The following is a 20233-nucleotide window of genomic DNA, read 5'->3' as shown; positions in this document are numbered from 1 at the left end:
TGAATGATTTTGAGTATACGCATTTATAGTGCAGCAATCAGGAGACCAGCCCCAGCGCGCGTTTTACTGGCGCAAAGCTACGCCGGTGATGCTCTGTCGCGCCGTGCTCCGCCAGTCTCTCCAGATGGAAAGCGGTCGGATACCCTTTATGCTGCGCAAAGCCATATTGAGGAAACGTCAGGTCAAGCGCAGCCATCTCAGCATCGCGCGTGACCTTGGCAATAATGGAGGCTGCGCTAATTTCTGCCACCCGGCTATCCCCTTTCACCACCGCCATTGAGGGCACAGGCAGGGCCGGACAGCGGTTGCCGTCGATCAGCACGTATTCGGGAACAACGGATAGCCCGGCCACGGCGCGCTGCATCGCCAGCATGGTCGCATGCAGAATGTTCAGCTCATCAATTTCATGCGGCTCGGCGCGGCCCAGACTCCAGCATAGCGCTTTTTCCTGAATCTCAGCAAACAGCGCCAGGCGGCGTTTTTCACTCAGTTTTTTGGAGTCGTTCAGGCCGATAATGGGCCTGGCAGGGTCAAGGATCACCGCCGCCGTAACGACCGCGCCGACCAGCGGGCCACGGCCCACCTCATCCACACCCGCCACTAAGTGGTGGTGCGGATAAATAAATTCATTCATTTTGCTAGCTCCAGCACAGCATCCGCCGCCTGTTCATCTGCATTGCAGCGGATCTGCTGATGCAGTTCACGGAAGGTGTCATGCATGGCGTGGCTGGTGTTGCCCCGGGCCAGCAGCGGCAGCAGCGCATCCGCCAGCAGCTGCGGCTGACACTCGTCCTGCAGCAGCTCTTTCACCAGCTCGCGCCCGGCCAGCAGGTTAGGCAGCGAAACGTAGTCGGTTTTTACCAGCCGTTTTGCCAGCCAGAAGGTAAACGGCTTCATGCGATAGCCGACGACCATCGGGCATTTTGCCAGCATGCACTCCAGCGCGGCGGTGCCGGAGGCCAGCAGTGCGGCGTCGCTGGCTACCATCGCCTCACGGCCTTTGCCATCCAGCAGGTGAACCACCAGATCCGGTGCGACCTCGGCTTTAATGCGCTCGAACTGCTCCCGGCGTTTGGCGTTAACCAGCGGCACCACCACCTCTAAATCGGGATAGTGCTGGCGCAGGATCTGCGCGGTGCGCAGGAAGTCAGCGCTGAGCATCTCGACTTCCGCGCCGCGGCTGCCCGGCAGCAGGGCCAGGCAGTGGGCGTCGTGGGAGAGCCCAAGCGCGTCGCGCGCGGCGTTTTTATCGGGATCCAGCGGCATGGCGTCCGCCATGGTATGGCCGATAAAGCGGCACGGCACATTAAAGCGGTCATAAAACGCTTTTTCGAAAGGCAGAAAAGCAAGCACCAGATCGGTGGATCTGCCTATTTTGAAAACGCGTTTCTGTCGCCAGGCCCAGACAGAGGGGCTGACGTAGTGAATCGTTTTAATACCCTGCCGTTTGAGGTTGCCCTCAAGGGTAATGTTGAAATCGGGGGCATCAATGCCGACAAAAACGTCCGGCTTAAGCGCGGTAAAGCGGCGCGTCAGATCGGCGCGGATATGCAAAAGGCGACGCAGACGGCCCAGCACCTCAACGATGCCCATTACCGCCAGCTCTTCCATCTCGTACCAGGCCTCGCAGCCCTCGGCCTGCATCAGCGGGCCAGCCACGCCAACGAAGCGGGCGTTAGGCACGCGCTGCTTGAGCGCACGGATGAGACCGGCACCAAGAATATCGCCGGAGGTTTCTCCGGCGACCAGGGCAATCGTAAGCGGACGATCGTCAACCATTAACGGATCAGGCCACGCGTCGAGCGCGCAAAGAACTCGCTGAACGCGCGGACTTCCGGGTGCGCTTCCGCCAGCTCGGCGATCTCAGGCTTCACCTCTTCCAGCGTCTTACCGCTGCGGTAGAGCAGCTTGTAGGCGTTGCGAATAGCAATCAGGGCTTCACGGCTGAAGCCGCGACGTTTCAGCCCTTCAATGTTAACCCCGAACGGCGTGGCATGGTTGCCCTGGGCAATCACGTACGGTGGCACGTCCTGGGCAACGCCAGAGCAGCCGCCTACCATCACATGCGCGCCGATAATGCAGAACTGGTGCACCGCCGTCATGCCACCGATGATGGCATGATCGTCGACCGAAACGTGGCCCGCTAATGTCGCATTGTTAGCGAGGATACAGTTGTTCCCTACCGTACAATCATGCGCAACGTGTGCGTTGATCATCAGCAGGTTACCGCTGCCCACCTTCGTCAAACCACCGCCCTGTTCGGTACCACGGTGAATGGTTACGCTTTCGCGAATGCGGTTACGATCGCCAATTTCCACTCGGGTCGGTTCGCCAGCATATTTAAGATCCTGGTTCACTTCACCGATGGAGGCGAACTGATAGATCTCGTTGTCGCGACCAATTTTGGTGTGGCCGTTTACGACAACGTGAGACTTCAGTACGGTACCCTCACCAATTTCAACATGGGGTCCAACAATACAGAACGGGCCAATGTGGGCGTTAGCGCCGATAACGGCACCCTCTTCCACGATGGCGGTAGGATGAACAAAGGCAGTTTTATCAATCACGTATCAGGCCTCCCGGCTACGTGCACACATCATAGTAGCTTCACAAACAACTTTACCGTCGACTGTTGCCACGCCTTTAAAGCGGGTCAGACCACGGCGCGTTTTCTCAAACGTGACTTCCATGATCATCTGATCGCCTGGCACTACCGGACGTTTGAAGCGGGCTTCATCGATACCGGCAAAGTAGTACAGCTCGCCAGGTTCCAGTTTTCCTACGCTTTTAAATGCCAGAATGCCGGTGGCCTGCGCCATGGCTTCCAGAATCAAAACGCCCGGAAAAATCGGTTTACCAGGGAAATGGCCCTGGAAAAAGGGTTCATTAACCGAAACATTTTTTACTGCGCGCAGAAAACGACCTTCTTCGAAATCCAGCACGCGGTCAACCAGTAAAAACGGGTAGCGGTGCGGCAGAAGCTCTAAAATCTCTTCAATGTGCAGAGTATGAGTGTCAGTAGTCAAAATACTCTTCCTGTCAAAAAATACTGAATGGCAATAATAACACGGCCCGCGGCAATCTAATGCCGTCAGGCCGAGAAGTTTGGGCGTAAAACGGGTGAATTATTCGTCTTGCTGCACGACCTTGCGCTCAAGAGCCTTGAGTCGCTTGCTCATGTCATCAATATTCATCACCAGCGCTGCTGTTTTTCGCCAGGTTTTATTGGGTTGCAGCGGGATACCTGATGAGTAGACGCCCGGTTCAGTAATGGGACGCATCACCATACCCATGCCCGTTACGGTGACCTTATCGCAGATTTCCATGTGACCGTTGATCACGCTCGCACCGCCAATCATGCAGTAGCGGCCAATTTTTAAACTGCCCGCCATGATGACGCCGCCAGCAACTGCGGTATTGTCGCCAATCACGACGTTATGTGCAATCTGACACTGATTATCAATGATAACGCCGTTGCCAATAATGGTGTCGTCAAGCGCACCACGATCAATGGTGGTACAAGCCCCGATCTCAACACGATCGCCGACGATCACCCGACCAAGCTGGGGGATCTTCACCCAGTTGCCGCGATCGTTGGCATAGCCAAAGCCATCCGCACCGATCACGGTGCTGGACTGAATGAGGCAATTTTCACCGATTTCAATCTCGTGGTAAATGGTCACGTTGGCCCATAAACGCGAGCCTGCACCGATTTTTGTCTTTTTACCCACGAAGCAGCCTGCGCCAATCACCACGTTATCGCCCAGCTCGACGTCTGATTCAATAACGGCGTTTGCGCCAATGGAGATGTTTTTACCCAGCTTCGCCGTGGGATCGATCACCGCACTTGGGGCGATGTCCTGCGCCGGCTGTGGCGTGGTATCAAGAATTTGTGCCATCCGGGCATACGTCAGGTAGGGATTTTTCACTACCAGCGCGGGGCCGTGGGCAAAGGGAAGGTCGTCCTGCGTCATCACGACAGCAGAGGCCTGGCAAGCAGCCAGATGTTCACGGTATTTTGGATTTACCATGAAGGTGATTTGACCTGCTTTAGCGGACTGCATGGACGCAACGCCGGTGATGGCGATATCGCCATCACCGTGTAACTCTGCATCCAACTGTTGAGCTAAATCAGACAGTCGAATAGTAGACATTACTTATTTAACCTGTTTCAGCACATCAGCGGTGATGTCTTTTACGTCACTGCTGTTGTAAGCAACGGTATTTGCGTCAACAACCAGATCGATGCTCTGGTCGGCTGCCACTTTTTTCACAGCTGACTGGATACGATTAACCAGTTTGCCACGCTCTTCGTTAGAACGACGCGCACGATCCTGTTCAAATGCCTGTGCTTTCTGAGAGAAAGCCTGGCGCTGAGACATGACGTCTTTTTCCAGCTTGCTACGATCGGACGCTTTCATCGTTGAGCCGTCACGCTGCAGACGCTGCATTTTGCTCTGCAGATCGTTTTCCTGGCTCTGCAGTTCGCTGGCGCGGCCTTTGAACTCGTTTTCCAGCGTTTTGGACACACCGGTAGTCTGAGCGACCTGCTGGAACAGGCTGTTCATGTTAACGATCGCAATTTTGTCCGCTGCCTGAGCAGAGGTAACCATCGCTAAACCGAGACCCGCAGCTAATAACCACTTTTTCACAATAAACTCCTTACCATCCCAATGTATCCGAAGATACCTTCTTTGCGTGGCGAGGCGACCTCGCGATCGCCTACACCAGCGCTACACTACCTGTGCATTCCGTTGCGCAGCGCAATTACCAGGTTTTACCAATGTTAAACTGGAACTGTTCTGCTTTGTCTCCTTCGTATTTCTTAAACGGCTGGGCGTAGGAGAAGACCAACGGCCCCAGCGGAGACATCCATTGTAGTGCAATACCCGCAGACATACGGATGTTGCTCGGATCGCTATAGTCCGGCACGCCAGCATTTCTCGTCGCTGTCGTATCTTCCCAGTTAGTATCCCACACCGTACCCGCATCCCAGAAGACGGAGGTACGGATCGAGTTAGCATACTTCTCGCTCACGAATGGCGTCGGGGTGATCATTTCCAGGCTGGCGACACCCATGGCGTTACCGCCGACGGCATCATCAGACTTACAGAGAGCGCCTGGCTGGGTAGTCTCGCAGTTCTCTTGGTTGTTACCACCGTAGTAGACCGCTTTCGGACCGATGTTGTTGGACTGGAAGCCACGCACGGTGCTGGAGCCGCCGGCGTAGAAGTTCTCATAGAACGGCATCTCTTTGCCGCCTAAGCCATCACCGTAACCCCAACGGGTACGGCCGAGAACCACCCACTTGTGATCGTCATCCAGCGGGACGTAGGTCGCGGTATCCAGCGTCACCTTGTAGAACTCGTTATCCGAGCCCGGTACGGTGACCTTACCGTTCAGGTTGACGCGCGAGCCGTCCGTCGGGAAGTAGCCGCGGTCAAGATGGTTGTAGGTCCAGCCGTAGTTAAAGGTGAAGTCGTCTGCGCTGTAGCCGTTATCGTTGTCCTGGGTGTTGGCGCTCTGCCCCACCGAGTCGAGATAACGCCACATGGCCACCTGCGGCTCCATGTTGGACAGGTCATTGTGCACGTAACCCAGGCCGAGGCGCAGGGTGTTGTACTCGTTGACCGGGAAGCCCAGCGTACCGTCAAGGCCGTAGCTCTTGTTGGTGTACGAGGAGAGATCCGCATCATCCGCTTCGAAGTCGTTATAGAAGATACGACCGCCGAGGCTCACGCCATCAACGGTGAAGTACGGGTTGGTCACGGACAGCTCAGAGTAGGTCTGATAGTCGTTCTTGGTCCCGTTGATCCCTACCGAGTAACCGGTACCCAGCCAGTTATCCTGCTGGACGCCGACCTGGAAGCTCACGCCGCTCTCGGTGCCGTAGCCCACACCGAAGTTGAAGCTGCCGGTGTTACGCTCTTTCACCTTGTAGACCACGTCCACCTGGTCCGGGCTGCCTGAGACGCGCTGGGTATCGGTATCCACCGTTTCGAAGTAGCCGAGACGGTTGAGACGCTCTTTACCCTGATCGACCAGATCGCTGCCCAGCCATGCGCCTTCCATCTGACGCATTTCACGGCGCAGAACGGCATCTTTGGAGGTATCGTTACCCTCAAAGCGGATCTTACGCACGTAGTAGCGGTTGCCCGCATCGACGTTGACGTGCAGCTTCACGGTCTTATCCGCGTCGTTGATCTCAGGCTGAGACTGTACGCGCGGGTAGGCGTAGCCATAGCGACCCAGAAGCTTCTTGATGTCGTCTTCCATCTTGGTCACTTTGGTGCCGTTATAGAGCTCGCCCGGCTGAATTTTCGTCAGGCTCTCGATTTCGGCGGAGTGACCAGCCAGATTACCGCTGACTTCAACGCTGGAAAGCTTGTACTGATCGCCTTCAGTGACGTTAACGGTAATGTAGATGCCTTTTTTATCCGGCGTCAGGCTGACCTGGGTAGAGTCAATGTTGAAACGCGCGTAGCCACGATCGAGGTAGTAGCTGCGTAACGTTTCCAGATCGCCTGCCAGCTTCTGTTTCTGGTATTTGCGATCGCCCACCACGTTCCACCACGGCACTTCATCGCGCAGCTGGAACGTCGAGATCAGCTCTTCGGTACTGAACGCATGGTTACCGACAATGTTGATCTGCTGGATTTTGGCAGAGACGCCCTCCTGGAAGACCAGCTTCAGGTCGACGCGGTTACGCGGCAGCGGCGTAACGACCGCTTTCACGCTGGCGCTGTACTTACCGACGCTGTAGTAGAAATCTTCCAGACCTTTTTCGATATCGGCCAGAGTGGTGCGGTCAAGTGATTCACCCACGCGCACGCCGGAGGCTTCGAGGTTCTGCTTCAGCATGTCATCTTTAACGGACTTGTTGCCCGAGAAGGTGATGCTGGCAATGGTAGGACGCTCTTTAACCTGCACGAGAAGCGTATCACCATCGCGCAGGACGCGAACGTCCTCGAAGTTGCCGGTGGCAAACAGCGCACGGATAATATTACTGATGTCTTCATCAGTCACCGTGTCACCCTGACGCACTGGCATACTGAGGAGGGCCGCACCAACGGCGACACGCTGTAAGCCTTCGAAATGAATATCTTTCACTACGAACCCTTCAGCACCGTATACGGTCGCGCTGCTAAACAGCAGCGACGCTATAAGCAACTTTTTCATCGCCATCGTTATTATGCGTTCTTCCTAACTAACTCTCATAACCGAGAGAAATCATTGAAAAGTGCAAGCCCCATTAACAGCACCAGCAGTATTGAGCCAATGCGATAACTAAAGTCTTGAACCCGCTCGGATACCGGCCCGCCTTTTAGCTTCTCTATCGCTAAAAACAGCAGGTGTCCCCCATCTAAAACCGGTAGAGGGAACAGGTTGATAATCCCGAGGTTCACGCTGATTAAGGCGAGGAACATCAGGTAGTAGATCAACCCAAACTCCGCAGACATCCCAGCCCCTTGGGCGATCGAGATCGGCCCGCTGAGGTTGTTCAGTTTGACGTCGCCGGTGATCAATTTGCCCAGCATGCTGACCGTGAGCTTCATCAACTGCCAGGTTTTACCCGTGGCTTCGACAACGGCATCAAACGGCCCATACTGGCGTACTGTCTTATACTCGTCCGGCAGCGGGATAACCTTTGGCACGACGCCCGCAAACCCTTCATCCTTGCCGCTACCCGGTTTTGTATCTGGTATCAGCGTTAAAGACAAGGGAGTTCCCTGCCTTTCTATATCCAGCGCCAATGGTTTACCCGGATTATCGCGCACCAGGGTCACAAAGGTCATCCACTGCGTGATTGCCTGACCATCGACTTTAACGATCCTGTCGCCAGCTTGCAAACCCGCTTTACTTGCCGCCGACCCAGACTGCACCTCTGCCAGCACGGACTCAATCTGTGCCGCACGCGGCTGGATGCCCAATGAGGCCACCGGATCCTGCTTATCTGGCTCAAACGCCCAGTTGCGCAGATCCAGCGTCTTCTGCTGGCGGCTGTCGCTGCCAAAAGGCGCGACGCTAACGGTGGTCTGTTCGTCGCCGATTTTATCCACCAGCTGCAGACGCACGGCATCCCAGTCTGGCGTTTCGATACCGTCAACGGCTTTAAGTTCCATCCCAGGGGCGATTTGTGCGCTGGCGGCAATGGAGTTGGGCGTAATTTCACCAATAACCGGACGAACGCCAGGGACGCCGATGATGAACACCAGCCAGTAGGCAAAGATAGCAAAGAGGAAGTTAGCCACGGGGCCCGCGGCGATCACGGCGGCGCGCTGGCCGATGGTTTTGTTATTAAAGGCGGTGTGACGCAGTTCGGGGATCACCGGCTCGACGCGCTCGTCGAGCATTTTGACATAGCCCCCTAGCGGGATGAGGGCGATAACAAACTCGGTGCCCTGCTTGTCGGTGCGACGCCAGAGCGCTTTGCCAAAACCAATGGAAAAGCGCTCAACCCGGACGCCGCAGCGGCGAGCAACCCAGAAATGGCCAAACTCGTGCACGGTAATCAGCACGCCCAGCGCAACAATAAACGCTGCCAGATTCCAGAGAATGCTCAGCATAAAATCATCCGTTAAATCGTCCCAAAGACCAGCAGCAGCAGGCAGGCAAACACCGGTACTGCCGCCGTCAGGCTGTCGATGCGATCGAGAATACCGCCGTGTCCTGGAATAAGGTGACCGCTATCTTTGATACCGGCTTCACGCTTAAACATACTTTCGGTGAGATCCCCCAGCACTGAGGCCAGCGCCGCAACCACGGAGCAGATCAGCAGCGTAGAGAGCGTTACCTCAAGGTTTGCCCACATGCCGTAGCCCCAGGAGATCACTGCCGCCGTAAACAGGCCGCCGATAAAGCCCTGCCAGGTTTTCCCCGGCGACACCTTCGGTGCCAGCTTATGCTTACCGAACAGCTTGCCGAACATGTACGCGCCGGAATCCGCACCCCAGACGAGGATCATGACATACAGCAGCCACAGCGCGCCGCTGTAGTGGTTATCATCATAGTGCCAGGCACGCAGAGCCAGCATACCCCAGAAAAAGGGCACGATGGTCAGGATGCCAAACAGCAGGCGCAGCGCCTTAGAGTGCCGCCACAGCGCCGCCGAAGCGGGATAGAACAGCACCAGCAGCAACGCAGCGATCCACCAGCCCAGCGAAGCCCACAGCGAGCCCTCAACCAGCGGCTGATGAACGTTATGGTGGTACTCCGGGATCGTAAACAGCATCACTGCCAGCAGCAGGCCGCAGAGCACGGCCAGCCATACCCGCTGCGTGCGTGAAGTAAAGCCGCTAAGCTGGCCCCACTCCCAGGCGGCCAGCATACAGACCGCGAGCGTGACCAGAGCAAACCCCACTGGGGGGAGTAAAAATAGCGCCGCAATGACGACGGGTATTAATACAAAAGCAGAAATCAGGCGATACTTCAGCAAAAGCTACCCCCATCAGGCTTTGTCGCCACCAGGCTCGGTGCCGCCGAAACGACGCTCTCGATTGGCAAAGGCATGCAGCGCACCTTCAAAGTCTTGTTCATCGAAATCAGGCCAAAGAACATCCGTGAAGTAAAGTTCAGCATAGGCAATCTGCCACAGCAAAAAGTTACTGATGCGGTGCTCCCCCCCTGTCCTTATCACTAAATCCACTGGAGCCAGTTCATGCATGCAGATTTGCTTACTCAGCGCCTCTTCATCAATTTGGTCCGGGCGTAACAGCCCTTCTTGTACCTGTACCGCTAATTGCTGTACTCCCTGAATAATATCCCAACGTCCGCCATAATTCGCGGCGATATTCAGCGTCAGCCCGCTATTTTGCGCGGTTAACGCCTCCGCTTTGCGAATACGCTCTTGCAGACGTGAGTTAAAACGGCTGGTGTCACCGATGACGCGCAGGCGTACATTGTGACGGTGCAGGCTTTTTACTTCGCTATCTAGCGCCCACACAAACAGCTCCATCAGCGCGCTGACCTCCTGCGCCGGACGGTTCCAGTTCTCACTGCTAAAAGCATACAACGTTAGCGCGTCGATGCCGTGGTTCGCAGCATAGGAGACTGCGCGGCGGACGGACTTCGCTCCGGCTTTATGTCCAAAGGCTCGTATCTTCCCTTGTCTTTTTGCCCAGCGACCATTGCCATCCATAATTATCGCCACATGGCGGCAGCCATGTGCTGGCAAATTCTCGCTTAAAGGAAGGTTCATTGACAACATAACGCGTTTTAAGTCCCTGAAAAGGATTTAGCGGTACTCAGAAATACTGAAGCCTTTACGTAAAAAAAGCCGTGTCAAACCACGGCTTACCTGACCGCTCCGGCCCTGAGACCAGCGATCGGGTGGCGCAGACTATATCACTGAAGCCGAACGCTAACAAATATCACAGCCATTCATGGCAGCAATATCACCGGCTTGCGAGATGGCTCACCTGTTTCTGCGCCGTCTCGCGGGCCAGCGCATCCACAGCCAGAACATCCTCGATGCTCTGCGGTTCGCGCAGATCCATACGTTCTAGTACGGATAGATTAAGGGCAGCGATATCGGTAAAGCGAATGCGCGAGTCCAGGAATGCGGCAACCGTCACCTCATTTGCTGCATTCAGCGCCGTTGTCGCGGCCTGGCCCTGTTCAAACGCCTCCATTGCCAGCTTCAGGCAGGGATAGCGATCATAGTCCGGGGCGGCAAAGCTCAACGTGCTGAGCGAGCAAAAATCGAGAGCCTTGACGCCAGAGCTGACGCGATCCGGCCAGGCCATCGTATGGGCGATAGGCGTACGCATATCCGGCTCACCCAACTGCGCTAACACGCTGCCATCCAGATAACGTACCATAGAGTGGATCACCGACTGGGGGTGGATCAGCACTTCCATCTGGCGGGCAGAGGCGTTAAACAGCCAGCGCGCTTCAATATATTCCAGACCTTTGTTCATCATGGTGGCGGAATCAACGGAGATTTTACGTCCCATTGACCAGTTCGGATGGCGGCAGGCCTGATCCGGCGTCATTGCAGCCAGTTCAGACAGCGGCGTCTCACGAAAGGGGCCACCAGACCCGGTAAGCAGAATGGATGCTACGCCATTTTGCTCGAGGTCAGCGTACCCCAGGTTGCGCTGGAAGGGTTGCGGTAAACTCTGAAAAATGGCGTTGTGCTCGCTATCCACCGGCAGAAGCTGCGCCCTACTCTCTTTCACCGCCTCCATAAACAGGCGGCCACAGGTGACCAGCGACTCCTTGTTAGCCAGCAGCACGCGCTTCCCGGCGCGGATCGCCGCCAGGGTCGGCAGCAGGCCCGCCGCCCCAACGATAGCGGCCATCACCTGATCGACCTCGTCCAGCGCGGCCATGTCGCAGGCGGCCTGCTGGCCGCTCAGCACCTCGGTACGGCTACCGTGCTGTGCCAGCGTCTCTTTGAGTTCACGGGCGCTGGCGGCATCGTCCATCACCGCGTAGCGCGGCGTGAACTCCAGGCACTGCTCTGCCATACGGGCCACGTTTTTGCCAGCAACCAGCGCTGTGACGGCAAAGCGATCGGGATTGTGGCGAACCACATCAAGAGTACTGCAACCGATAGAGCCGGTTGAGCCAAGGAGGGTGAGCTGCTTCATGAGAGAGAGGTGTCCAAAGGTGGCTTAAGAAGAGCAACATAGCAAAACGCCGCCAGCAAAAACCCGGTAAGGCTTCTCTGAGCGGCGTTTTGTTTAATCACGTGCGCGGGATCAGAACTGCATCAGTTCCGCTTCTTTTTCCGCCAGCGCCGCATCCACCTTCTTGATGGCTACGTCGGTCAGCTTCTGCACGTCGTCCTGCGAGCGACGATCTTCATCTTCGCTGATCGCTTTATCTTTCAGCAGCGCCTTCACTTTGTCGTTGGCATCACGGCGTACGTTACGTACCGCTACGCGCGCGCCTTCGGCTTCGCCACGCACCACTTTGATCAGGTCTTTACGACGCTCTTCGGTCAGCGGCGGCAGCGGAACGCGGATGTCGGTACCGGCAGAGCTTGGGTTCAGACCGAGGTCAGACGCCATGATCGCCTTCTCAACCGCCGGGCTCAGAGAGCGATCGAACACGTTGATTTTCAGCGTGCGGGAGTCTTCAACGGTGATGTTAGCCAGCTGGCGCAGCGGCGTCGGCGTACCGTAGTACGGCACCATAATGCCGTCGAGCAGGCTTGGGGAAGCACGACCGGTGCGCACTTTGCTGATTTGGGTTTTGAATGCTTCAACGCATTTATCCATGCGGACTTCGGCATCTTTTCTGATATCGTTAATCACGTTACGAATCCTTGAAAACTTGTCTCAGGCAGACCATACGTCAGCACGCCGTAAAGTGTGCTAAGTATAGCCCCGTTTAATCTATGACACGGTAAAAGGTGTCTGATAAGAACCGCTTTACTGTTAAAGCGGAATCTTACCTCTATTTGTTGATGACGGAAATTACTCCGTGATCAAAGTGCCCTCTTTTTCGCCCATTACCACGCGGCGCAGCGCGCCAGGCTTGTTCATGTTGAAAACACGAATCGGCAGCTTGTGGTCACGGGCCAGGGTAAAGGCCGCCAGATCCATCACCTTCAGCTCTTTATCCAGGACTTCGCTGTAGCTCAGCTGATCGTACATGGTAGCAGCCGGATCTTTTGCCGGATCGGCAGTAAATACGCCGTCGACTTTAGTCGCCTTCAGCACCACGTCCGCCTCGATCTCGATCCCGCGCAGGCAGGCTGCGGAGTCGGTGGTAAAGAACGGGTTACCGGTACCGGCAGAGAGGATCACCACCCGGTTGTTACGCAGCAGGCTGATGGCTTCAGCCCAGCTGTAGTTATCACACACGCCATTCAGTGGAATAGCGGACATCAGGCGGGCGTTCACATAGGCGCGGTGGAGCGCATCACGCATTGCCAGGCCATTCATGACCGTTGCCAGCATACCCATGTGGTCGCCCACTACACGGTTCATCCCCGCTTTCGCCAGACCTGCGCCACGGAAAAGGTTACCACCACCAATGACGACGCCTACCTGGATGCCCAACTCCACCAGCTCTTTGATCTCCTGAGCCATGCGGTCAAGGATGCTTGCGTCGATACCGAAGCCTTCGGTGCCCTGTAACGCTTCGCCGCTGAGCTTAAGCAGGATGCGTTTATAGACGGGTTTTGCATTGGTAGCCATGATTCTTTCCTGAGACGTTCAACGATTGAGAGGGGGTTAATTCCGGATACAACGTATGTAGTATACAGCTTACGCTGGATACAAAAAGAAGCCGCCCTCAGGCGGCTTCTTTCAGACCACTTAAGACTGCTTGGACATGGCAGCAACTTCTGCTGCGAAGTCAGTCTCAACTTTCTCGATGCCTTCACCCACTTCAAAACGGATGAAGTTAGTGACGTCAGCGTTGTGCTCTTTCAGCAGCTGGCCAACGGTTTTGCTCGGGTCCATGACGAACGGCTGACCGGTCAGAGAGACTTCGCCGGTGAATTTCTTCATGCGGCCTTCAACCATCTTCTCTGCGATCTCTTTCGGCTTGCCAGACTGCATGGCGATGTCCAGCTGAACCTGGTACTCTTTCTCAACTACTTCAGCAGACACGTCTTCCGGCTTAACGAACTCAGGCTTGCTTGCAGCAACGTGCATTGCCAGCTGTTTCACCAGCTCTTCGTCAGCGCCGGTAGCAGCGATCAGAACGCCAATGCGTGCGCCGTGCAGGTAAGAGCCCAGCACGTCGCCTTCGAGGGTAGCTACGCGGCGAATGTTGATGTTCTCACCGATTTTAGCAACCAGCGCTACGCGCTCTTCTTCGAACTGTGCTTTCAGCACGTCAACGTCGCTAACTTTGCCAGCAACCGCTGCATCCAGAACCTTGTTAGCGAACGCCTGGAAACCAGAGTCTTTTGCAACGAAGTCAGTCTGGCAGTTAACTTCCAGAATCACGCCGTAGTTGCCGTCGATTTTGGTGATGATCACGCCGTCAGCAGCAACGTTACCTGCTTTTTTCGCCGCTTTGATCGCGCCAGACTTACGCATGTTTTCGATTGCCAGCTCGATGTCGCCGTTCGCTTCGGTCAGCGCTTTTTTGCAATCCATCATGCCAGCGCCAGTACGCTCGCGCAGCTCTTTTACCAGGGATGCGGTAATTTCAGCCATTCTAAAATCCTCGGAAGATTTGACCTGCCTGGTTGTAAAACCAAACAGCCTTAAAAGTGAAAAAGGGGGCCATAAACAGGCCCCCTAACCAAACTCGGTACTACCTGCTCAATAAGGGGCTCAGAGAGCGTGCCTTATTATTCAGCTTCTACGAAGCTCTCTTCCGCCTGGGAAGCCAGATCCTGAGAACGGCCTTCACGAACGGTAGTAGCAACAGCGCTCAGGTACAGGCTAACTGCACGGATTGCATCGTCGTTACCCGGGATAACGAAGTCAACGCCGTCCGGATCGGAGTTGGTATCAACGATAGCAAATACTGGGATACCCAGGTTGTTTGCTTCTTTGATCGCGATGTGTTCGTGGTCAGCGTCGATAACAAACAGTGCGTCCGGCAGGCCGCCCATGTCTTTGATACCGCCCAGGCTGTTTTCCAGCTTGTCCAGCTCACGGGTACGCATCAGCGCTTCTTTCTTGGTCAGCTTGTCGAAGGTACCGTCCTGAGACTGAGTTTCCAGGTCTTTCAGACGTTTGATAGACTGACGAACGGTTTTCCAGTTGGTCAGCATACCGCCCAGCCAGCGATGGTTCACGAAGAACTGATCGCAGCTGTTAGCCGCTTCTTTCACCGCTTCGCTCGCAGCGCGCTTAGTACCAACAAACAGGATCTTACCTTTACGGGAAGAGATCTTGTTCAGCTCAGCCAGGGCTTCGTTGAACATTGGTACAGTTTTCTCAAGGTTGATGATGTGAACTTTGTTACGTGCACCGAAGATGAATGGCTTCATTTTCGGGTTCCAGTAACGGGTCTGGTGACCAAAGTGAACACCAGCCTTGAGCATGTCGCGCATGGAAACAGTTGCCATGATTAAAACCTCTATATAAAAGTTGGGGTTATGCCTCCACGTATCCCATATCACCGACCCCAAAGGGCACCCCGGAATATGTGTCGATACGTGTGTGTTATTACACAAAGTGAGATTTGTGGCTCACGCTCCACAAGAAGGAACGGAAGTCCGGCGCGCTTTATACCATAAAATCGCTGCAGACTCCAACAGTTGTTGGCGTAGCGTGCTGCCAGAAATTCTCAATTTGGCAGGTTATGTCTCGGACTGGTAACATTGACAGCACTTACACAATTATTGTCGATGACGTTTATTATCAATGCATCGACGCTAATGGACAGAATTCATGGCTATCCCAATTAAGACCCCGGAAGATATCGAAAAAATGCGCGTGGCAGGCCGCCTCGCTGCGGAAGTGCTGGAGATGATCGAAGCGCACATTAAACCGGGCGTAAGCACCGGCGAGCTGGATCGTATCTGTAACGATCACATCGTTAACGAGCAGCACGCGGTCTCCGCCAGCCTCGGCTACCACGGCTTCCCGAAATCCGTCTGCATCTCGATCAACGAAGTGGTATGTCACGGTATTCCGGACGACGAGAAACGTCTGAAAGACGGTGACATCGTCAACATCGACGTTACCGTGATCAAAGATGGCTTCCACGGCGACACCTCAAAAATGTTTATCGTTGGCAAGCCGACCATTCTGGGCGAGCGCCTGTGCCGTGTGACCCAAGAGAGCCTCTACCTGGCGCTGAAGATGGTGAAGCCGGGCATCCGCCTGCGCACCCTTGGCGCGGCGATCCAGAAGTTTGTCGAAGCGGAAGGCTTCTCTGTGGTGCGCGAGTACTGCGGGCACGGCATTGGTCGTGGCTTCCACGAAGAGCCGCAGGTGCTGCACTATGATGCCGACGACGGCGGCGTGGTGCTACAGGCCGGTATGGCCTTCACCGTTGAGCCGATGGTCAACGCAGGCGACTACCGTATCCGCACCATGAAAGATGGCTGGACGGTAAAAACCAAAGACCGGAGCTTGTCGGCACAGTACGAGCATACTATTGTGGTGACAGAGAACGGCTGCGAAATTATGACGCTCCGCAAGGATGACACCATCCCGGCGATACTCTCGCACAACGAATGATAAGAAGCCGGCGATTGCCGGCTTTTTTTATGGCGATAGCTTTTACTTATATTGGGGGCAGCGCAACGCGATATGAGCCACACTCTTTCAGAACAGTTTAGCCACACGGCGCCCTCCCTCCCCGGCCAGCCTGCTAACCCCTCATCCTGGCCGCAGAGCAGCCTGAACTGCGCGGATATCAAGGCGCATATCGATACCTTCCAGCAGTGGCTGGGCCACGTCTTTGACCAGGGCCTCTCCGCCGAGCAGCTCATTGAAGCCCGGACCGAATTTATCGATCAGCTTCTGCAACGCCTGTGGGTAGAGTATGGCTTCGCGGAGTACGGCGATGCGGCGCTGGTGGCGGTAGGCGGCTACGGTCGCGGGGAGCTGCATCCGCTCTCGGATATCGACCTGCTGATCCTCAGCCGTAAAAAGCTGCCCGACGAGCAGGCGCAGAAGATCGGCGAGCTATTAACCCTGCTGTGGGACATAAAGCTGGAGGTGGGCCACAGCGTGCGCACCCTGGAAGAGTGCCTGCTGGAGGGGCTTGCCGATCTCACCGTAGCCACCAACCTGATTGAGTCCCGCCTGCTGATTGGCGACGTCGCCCTCTTCCTTGAGCTACAGAAGCATATCTTTAGCGATGGCTTCTGGCCCTCAGAGACCTTTTTTGCTGCCAAGGTTGCCGAGCAGAATGAGCGCCACCAGCGCTACCACGGCACCAGCTATAACCTGGAGCCGGATATCAAAAGTAGCCCCGGCGGCCTGCGGGATATTCATACCCTTCAGTGGGTGGCGCGTCGCCACTTCGGGGCCACTTCCCTGAGCGAGATGGTGGGCTTTGGCTTCTTAACCCAGGCCGAGCGTAACGAGCTTAATGAGTGTCAGCATCTGCTGTGGCGCATCCGCTTTGCCCTCCATCTGGAGATCAACCGCTACGACAACCGTCTGCTGTTCGATCGCCAGCTCAGCGTCGCCCAGCGGCTCAACTATGTCGGCGACGGCAACGAGCCGGTTGAGCAGATGATGAAGGACTTCTATCGCGTCACCCGCCGGGTATCCGAGCTGAACCAGATGCTGCTTCAACTCTTTGATGAGGCGATTCTGGCCCTGACCACCGACGAGAAGCCTCGCCCTATTGACGATGAGTTCCAGCTGCGTGGCACGCTGATCGATCTGCGCGATGAGTCGCTGTTTATCCGCGAGCCGCAGGCGATCCTGCGCATGTTCTATATGATGGTGCGTAACAGCAGCATCACCGGGATCTACTCCACTACCCTGCGCCACCTGCGCCACGCCCGCCGCCATCTGACCCAGCCGCTGTGCTACATTCCGGAGGCGCGGACCCTGTTCCTGAGCATGCTGCGCCACCCCGGCGCGGTGAGCCGTGGCCTGCTGCCAATGCACCGGCACAGCGTGCTGTGGGCCTATATGCCCCAGTGGTCGCATATCGTTGGCCAGATGCAGTTCGACCTCTTCCACGCTTATACGGTGGATGAACACACCATTCGCGTGCTGCTGAAGCTGGAGAGCTTTGCGCAGGAGGAGACGCGGCAGAAGCATCCTCTCTGCGTCGATCTCTGGCCGCGCCTCACCCATCCTGAACTGATTTTGATTGCCGCCCTGTTCCACGATATCGCTAAGGGGCGCGGGGGCGATCACTCGGTGCTCGGCGCGCAGGACGTGCTGAAGTTTGCCGAGCTGCACGGCCTCAACTCACGGGAGACGCAGCTGGTGACCTGGCTGGTGCGTCAGCATCTGCTGATGTCCGTCACCGCCCAGCGCCGGGATATTCAGGATCCCGAGGTGATCAAGCAGTTTGCCGAAGAGGTGCAGACCGAAAGCCGCCTGCGCTTCCTGGTCTGCCTGACGGTGGCGGATATCTGCGCCACCAACGAAACCCTGTGGAACAGCTGGAAGCAGAGCCTGCTGCGCGAGCTCTACTTTGCTACTGAGAAGCAGCTGCGTCGGGGGGTGCAGAGCACGCCGGATATGCGCGAGCGCGTGCGCCACCATCAGCTGCAGGCGCTGGCCCTGCTACGGATGGACAACATCAACGAAGAGGCACTGCATCACATCTGGGCGCGCTGTCGGGCGAACTACTTTGTCCGCCACAGCCCAAACCAGCTGGCGTGGCACGCCCGGCATCTGCTGCGGCACGATCTCACCCAGCCGATGATCCTGCTCAGTCCGCAGGCGACGCGCGGCGGAACGGAGATCTTTATCTGGAGCCCGGACCGCGCCTACCTCTTTGCCGCCGTCTGCGCCGAGCTGGACCGCCGTAACCTGAGCGTTCACGACGCGCAGATCTTTACCACCCGCGACGGCATGGCGATGGATACCTTTATCGTGCTGGAGCCGGACGGCAGCCCGCTCTCGCCGGATCGTCACCAGGCGATCCAGCAGGGGCTGATCCAGGCCATCACCCAGAGCAGCTGGCAGCCACCACAGCCGCGCCGCCAGCCGCCGAGGCTGCGCCACTTTACCGTCGATACCGAGGTCAACTTCCTGCCGACCCACACCGACAGAAAGAGCTTCCTTGAGCTTATCGCCCTCGACCAGCCGGGCCTGCTCGCCCGCGTCGGCCAGGTGTTTGCTGACCTCGGGATCTCCCTTCACGGGGCGAGAATTTCGACAATCGGCGAGCGAGTAGAAGATTTATTTATAATCGCTACTGCCGACCGGCGTGGTCTTAATAATGTGTTGCAGAAGGAAGTACAACAACGGTTGACAGAGGCCCTCAATCCAAACGATAAAGGGTAGTGTGTTTATTTATATGGAAAGAGTTTAACAATGCAGCAGTTACAGAACGTTATTGAGTCCGCTTTTGAGCGTCGCGCCGAGATCACTCCGGCGAATGTGGATACCGTGACCCGTGAAGCGGTAAACCAGGTGATTTCCCTGCTGGACTCCGGCGCGCTGCGCGTTGCCGAGAAGATCGACGGCCAGTGGGTAACGCATCAGTGGCTGAAGAAAGCGGTGCTGCTCTCTTTCCGTATCAACGATAATCAGGTTATCGACGGAGCCGAAAGCCGCTACTTCGATAAGGTGCCGATGAAGTTCGCCAACTACGACGAAGCGCGCTTCCAGAAAGAGGGCTTCCGCGTAGTGCCCCCGGCCGCCGTGCGCCAGGGCGCGTTTATCGCGCGCAACACCGTGCTGATGCCCTCCTACGTTAACATCGGTGCCTACGTTGACGAAGGCACTATGGTCGACACCTGGGCCACCGTTGGCTCCTGTGCGCAGATCGGTAAAAACGTTCACCTCTCCGGCGGCGTGGGCATCGGCGGCGTTCTTGAGCCGCTGCAGGCGAATCCAACCATCATCGAAGATAACTGCTTCATCGGTGCGCGCTCTGAAGTCGTTGAGGGCGTGATCGTTGAAGAGGGTTCAGTGATCTCCATGGGCGTTTACATCGGCCAGAGCACGCGTATTTACGATCGTGAAACCGGTGAAGTGCACTACGGTCGCGTTCCGGCGGGCTCAGTGGTGGTCTCCGGCAACCTGCCGTCAAAAGATGGCAAATACAGCCTCTACTGCGCGGTTATCGTGAAAAAGGTCGACGCGAAGACGCGCGGCAAAGTTGGTATTAACGAACTGTTGCGTACCATCGACTAATGCGCGATAAAAAAGCGGGGGCTACCCCGCTTTTTTTACATTTGCTGGTGGCCAAAATAGAATTTTTCGTTAATTATTCATAGGTTATGTTGAGCTTAAGGGTACCGCTATGTACGATAATCTGAAAAGTTTAGGCATTACCAATCCGGATGAAATCGATCGCTATAGCCTTCGCCAGGAGGCCAATAACGACATTCTGAAAATCTATTTTCATAAGGACAGGGGCGAGTTTTTTGCTAAAAGCGTGAAGTTTAAGTATCCACGCCAGCGTAAAACCGTGGTCGCCGACGGCGTGGGCCAGGGCTACAAAGAGGTGCAGGAGATCAGCCCGAACCTGCGGTATGTGATCGACGAGCTGGATCAGATCTGCCAGCGCGATCGCAGCGAGATCGACCTGAAACGGAAGATCCTCGATGACCTTCGCCACCTTGAGAGCGTGGTGACCAACAAGATCAACGAGATCGAATCCGACCTTGAGAAGTTAACGCGTAATAAGTAATGAGTGATGTTTGCGCCCGGTGGCGGCC

At 56.0% G+C, this 20233-nt stretch carries 19 protein-coding genes; 4 read left to right on the top strand and 15 right to left on the bottom strand.

Annotation, left to right across the window (positions count from 1 at the left end):
- Positions 1–37 precede the first annotated feature (37 nt).
- The 15 genes from rnhB to rpsB form a co-directional block, all read right to left on the bottom strand.
- Complete coding sequence (gene rnhB, locus FN633_RS12885) at positions 38–634, bottom strand: ribonuclease HII (protein ID WP_042390641.1); 597 nt, start codon at positions 632–634, stop codon at positions 38–40.
- Positions 631–1779 (bottom strand): lipid-A-disaccharide synthase, encoded by a 1149-nt coding sequence (gene lpxB / locus FN633_RS12880; RefSeq protein WP_154057967.1) that lies wholly within the window; start codon positions 1777–1779, stop codon positions 631–633. The genes rnhB and lpxB overlap by 4 nt, the downstream gene beginning before the upstream one ends.
- A complete protein-coding gene (lpxA, locus tag FN633_RS12875; RefSeq protein ID WP_042390639.1) occupies positions 1779–2567 on the bottom strand; it encodes an acyl-ACP--UDP-N-acetylglucosamine O-acyltransferase in 789 nt (262 codons plus the stop codon). The genes lpxB and lpxA overlap by 1 nt, the downstream gene beginning before the upstream one ends.
- A 3-nt stretch (positions 2568–2570) precedes the next feature.
- Positions 2571–3026, bottom strand: a complete 456-nt coding sequence (fabZ, locus tag FN633_RS12870; RefSeq protein WP_006173598.1) for a 3-hydroxyacyl-ACP dehydratase FabZ — start codon at positions 3024–3026, stop codon at positions 2571–2573.
- 99 nt (positions 3027–3125) lie between these two features.
- The gene (gene lpxD, locus FN633_RS12865; protein WP_154057966.1) at positions 3126–4154 is read right to left on the bottom strand and encodes a UDP-3-O-(3-hydroxymyristoyl)glucosamine N-acyltransferase; all 1029 of its coding nucleotides are present in this window, start codon (positions 4152–4154) and stop codon (positions 3126–3128) included.
- Positions 4155–4157: 3 nt separating this feature from the next.
- Positions 4158–4652 carry a molecular chaperone Skp gene (skp, locus tag FN633_RS12860; RefSeq protein WP_154057965.1) on the bottom strand — a complete coding sequence of 165 codons (495 nt, stop codon included), beginning with the start codon at positions 4650–4652 and terminating at the stop codon, positions 4158–4160.
- Positions 4653–4767: 115 nt separating this feature from the next.
- Complete coding sequence (gene bamA, locus FN633_RS12855; RefSeq protein WP_154057964.1) at positions 4768–7185, bottom strand: outer membrane protein assembly factor BamA; 2418 nt, start codon at positions 7183–7185, stop codon at positions 4768–4770.
- A 29-nt stretch (positions 7186–7214) separates the two neighbouring features.
- Positions 7215–8567 (bottom strand): sigma E protease regulator RseP, encoded by a 1353-nt coding sequence (rseP, locus tag FN633_RS12850; RefSeq protein WP_154057963.1) that lies wholly within the window; start codon positions 8565–8567, stop codon positions 7215–7217.
- Positions 8568–8578: 11 nt separating this feature from the next.
- Positions 8579–9436 (bottom strand): phosphatidate cytidylyltransferase, encoded by an 858-nt coding sequence (gene cdsA / locus FN633_RS12845; RefSeq protein WP_042390624.1) that lies wholly within the window; start codon positions 9434–9436, stop codon positions 8579–8581.
- A gap of 12 nt (positions 9437–9448) precedes the next feature.
- Positions 9449–10207, bottom strand: a complete 759-nt coding sequence (ispU, locus tag FN633_RS12840) for a (2E,6E)-farnesyl-diphosphate-specific ditrans,polycis-undecaprenyl-diphosphate synthase (RefSeq protein WP_042390622.1) — start codon at positions 10205–10207, stop codon at positions 9449–9451.
- 187 nt (positions 10208–10394) lie between these two features.
- Complete coding sequence (ispC, locus tag FN633_RS12835; protein ID WP_154057962.1) at positions 10395–11594, bottom strand: 1-deoxy-D-xylulose-5-phosphate reductoisomerase; 1200 nt, start codon at positions 11592–11594, stop codon at positions 10395–10397.
- Positions 11595–11705: 111 nt separating this feature from the next.
- Complete coding sequence (gene frr, locus FN633_RS12830; RefSeq protein ID WP_042390618.1) at positions 11706–12263, bottom strand: ribosome recycling factor; 558 nt, start codon at positions 12261–12263, stop codon at positions 11706–11708.
- A gap of 162 nt (positions 12264–12425) precedes the next feature.
- On the bottom strand, positions 12426–13151 hold the full coding sequence (pyrH, locus tag FN633_RS12825) for a UMP kinase (protein WP_042390616.1): 726 nt from the start codon (positions 13149–13151) through the stop codon (positions 12426–12428).
- Between the two features lie 120 nt (positions 13152–13271).
- Entirely contained in the window at positions 13272–14123 is an 852-nt protein-coding gene (gene tsf, locus FN633_RS12820; protein WP_042390614.1) for a translation elongation factor Ts, read from the bottom strand.
- Positions 14124–14260: 137 nt separating this feature from the next.
- Positions 14261–14986, bottom strand: a complete 726-nt coding sequence (rpsB, locus tag FN633_RS12815) for a 30S ribosomal protein S2 (protein ID WP_042390612.1) — start codon at positions 14984–14986, stop codon at positions 14261–14263.
- A gap of 325 nt (positions 14987–15311) precedes the next feature.
- Here rpsB and map point away from each other — a divergent pair, with 325 nt between their 5' ends.
- The 4 genes from map (at position 15312) to FN633_RS12795 (ending at position 20205) form a co-directional block, all read left to right on the top strand.
- Entirely contained in the window at positions 15312–16106 is a 795-nt protein-coding gene (gene map, locus FN633_RS12810; RefSeq protein WP_042390610.1) for a type I methionyl aminopeptidase, read from the top strand.
- A gap of 72 nt (positions 16107–16178) precedes the next feature.
- The gene (gene glnD / locus FN633_RS12805) at positions 16179–18851 is read left to right on the top strand and encodes a bifunctional uridylyltransferase/uridylyl-removing protein GlnD (RefSeq protein WP_154057961.1); all 2673 of its coding nucleotides are present in this window, start codon (positions 16179–16181) and stop codon (positions 18849–18851) included.
- Positions 18852–18881: 30 nt separating this feature from the next.
- The gene (gene dapD / locus FN633_RS12800) at positions 18882–19706 is read left to right on the top strand and encodes a 2,3,4,5-tetrahydropyridine-2,6-dicarboxylate N-succinyltransferase (protein WP_042390607.1); all 825 of its coding nucleotides are present in this window, start codon (positions 18882–18884) and stop codon (positions 19704–19706) included.
- A 109-nt stretch (positions 19707–19815) separates the two neighbouring features.
- Complete coding sequence (locus FN633_RS12795) at positions 19816–20205, top strand: DUF3461 family protein (RefSeq protein WP_042390605.1); 390 nt, start codon at positions 19816–19818, stop codon at positions 20203–20205.
- The last annotated feature ends 28 nt before the right edge of the window (positions 20206–20233 follow it).

Source organism: Pseudescherichia vulneris (genome assembly GCF_902164725.1).
Taxonomy (GTDB): Bacteria; Pseudomonadota; Gammaproteobacteria; order Enterobacterales; family Enterobacteriaceae; genus Pseudescherichia; species Pseudescherichia vulneris.
The sequence above is the reverse complement of the archived record's forward strand: the minus strand, read 5'-3'. Positions and strand labels throughout refer to the sequence as shown.

Bases quoted from the DNA above. Each gene is read 5' to 3' on its own strand.
- rseP (WP_154057963.1), bottom strand. From the start codon at position 8,567: ATGCTGAGCATTCTCTGGAATCTGGCAGCGTTTATTGTTGCGCTGGGC.
- rpsB (WP_042390612.1), bottom strand. From the start codon at position 14,986: ATGGCAACTGTTTCCATGCGCGACATGCTCAAGGCTGGTGTTCACTTT.
- lpxB (WP_154057967.1), bottom strand. From the start codon at position 1,779: ATGGTTGACGATCGTCCGCTTACGATTGCCCTGGTCGCCGGAGAAACC.
- FN633_RS12795 (WP_042390605.1), top strand. From the start codon at position 19,816: ATGTACGATAATCTGAAAAGTTTAGGCATTACCAATCCGGATGAAATC.
- dapD (WP_042390607.1), top strand. From the start codon at position 18,882: ATGCAGCAGTTACAGAACGTTATTGAGTCCGCTTTTGAGCGTCGCGCC.
- pyrH (WP_042390616.1), bottom strand. From the start codon at position 13,151: ATGGCTACCAATGCAAAACCCGTCTATAAACGCATCCTGCTTAAGCTC.
- lpxD (WP_154057966.1), bottom strand. From the start codon at position 4,154: ATGTCTACTATTCGACTGTCTGATTTAGCTCAACAGTTGGATGCAGAG.
- rnhB (WP_042390641.1), bottom strand. From the start codon at position 634: ATGAATGAATTTATTTATCCGCACCACCACTTAGTGGCGGGTGTGGAT.
- glnD (WP_154057961.1), top strand. From the start codon at position 16,179: ATGAGCCACACTCTTTCAGAACAGTTTAGCCACACGGCGCCCTCCCTC.
- ispC (WP_154057962.1), bottom strand. From the start codon at position 11,594: ATGAAGCAGCTCACCCTCCTTGGCTCAACCGGCTCTATCGGTTGCAGT.
- map (WP_042390610.1), top strand. From the start codon at position 15,312: ATGGCTATCCCAATTAAGACCCCGGAAGATATCGAAAAAATGCGCGTG.
- ispU (WP_042390622.1), bottom strand. From the start codon at position 10,207: ATGTTGTCAATGAACCTTCCTTTAAGCGAGAATTTGCCAGCACATGGC.
- bamA (WP_154057964.1), bottom strand. From the start codon at position 7,185: ATGGCGATGAAAAAGTTGCTTATAGCGTCGCTGCTGTTTAGCAGCGCG.
- tsf (WP_042390614.1), bottom strand. From the start codon at position 14,123: ATGGCTGAAATTACCGCATCCCTGGTAAAAGAGCTGCGCGAGCGTACT.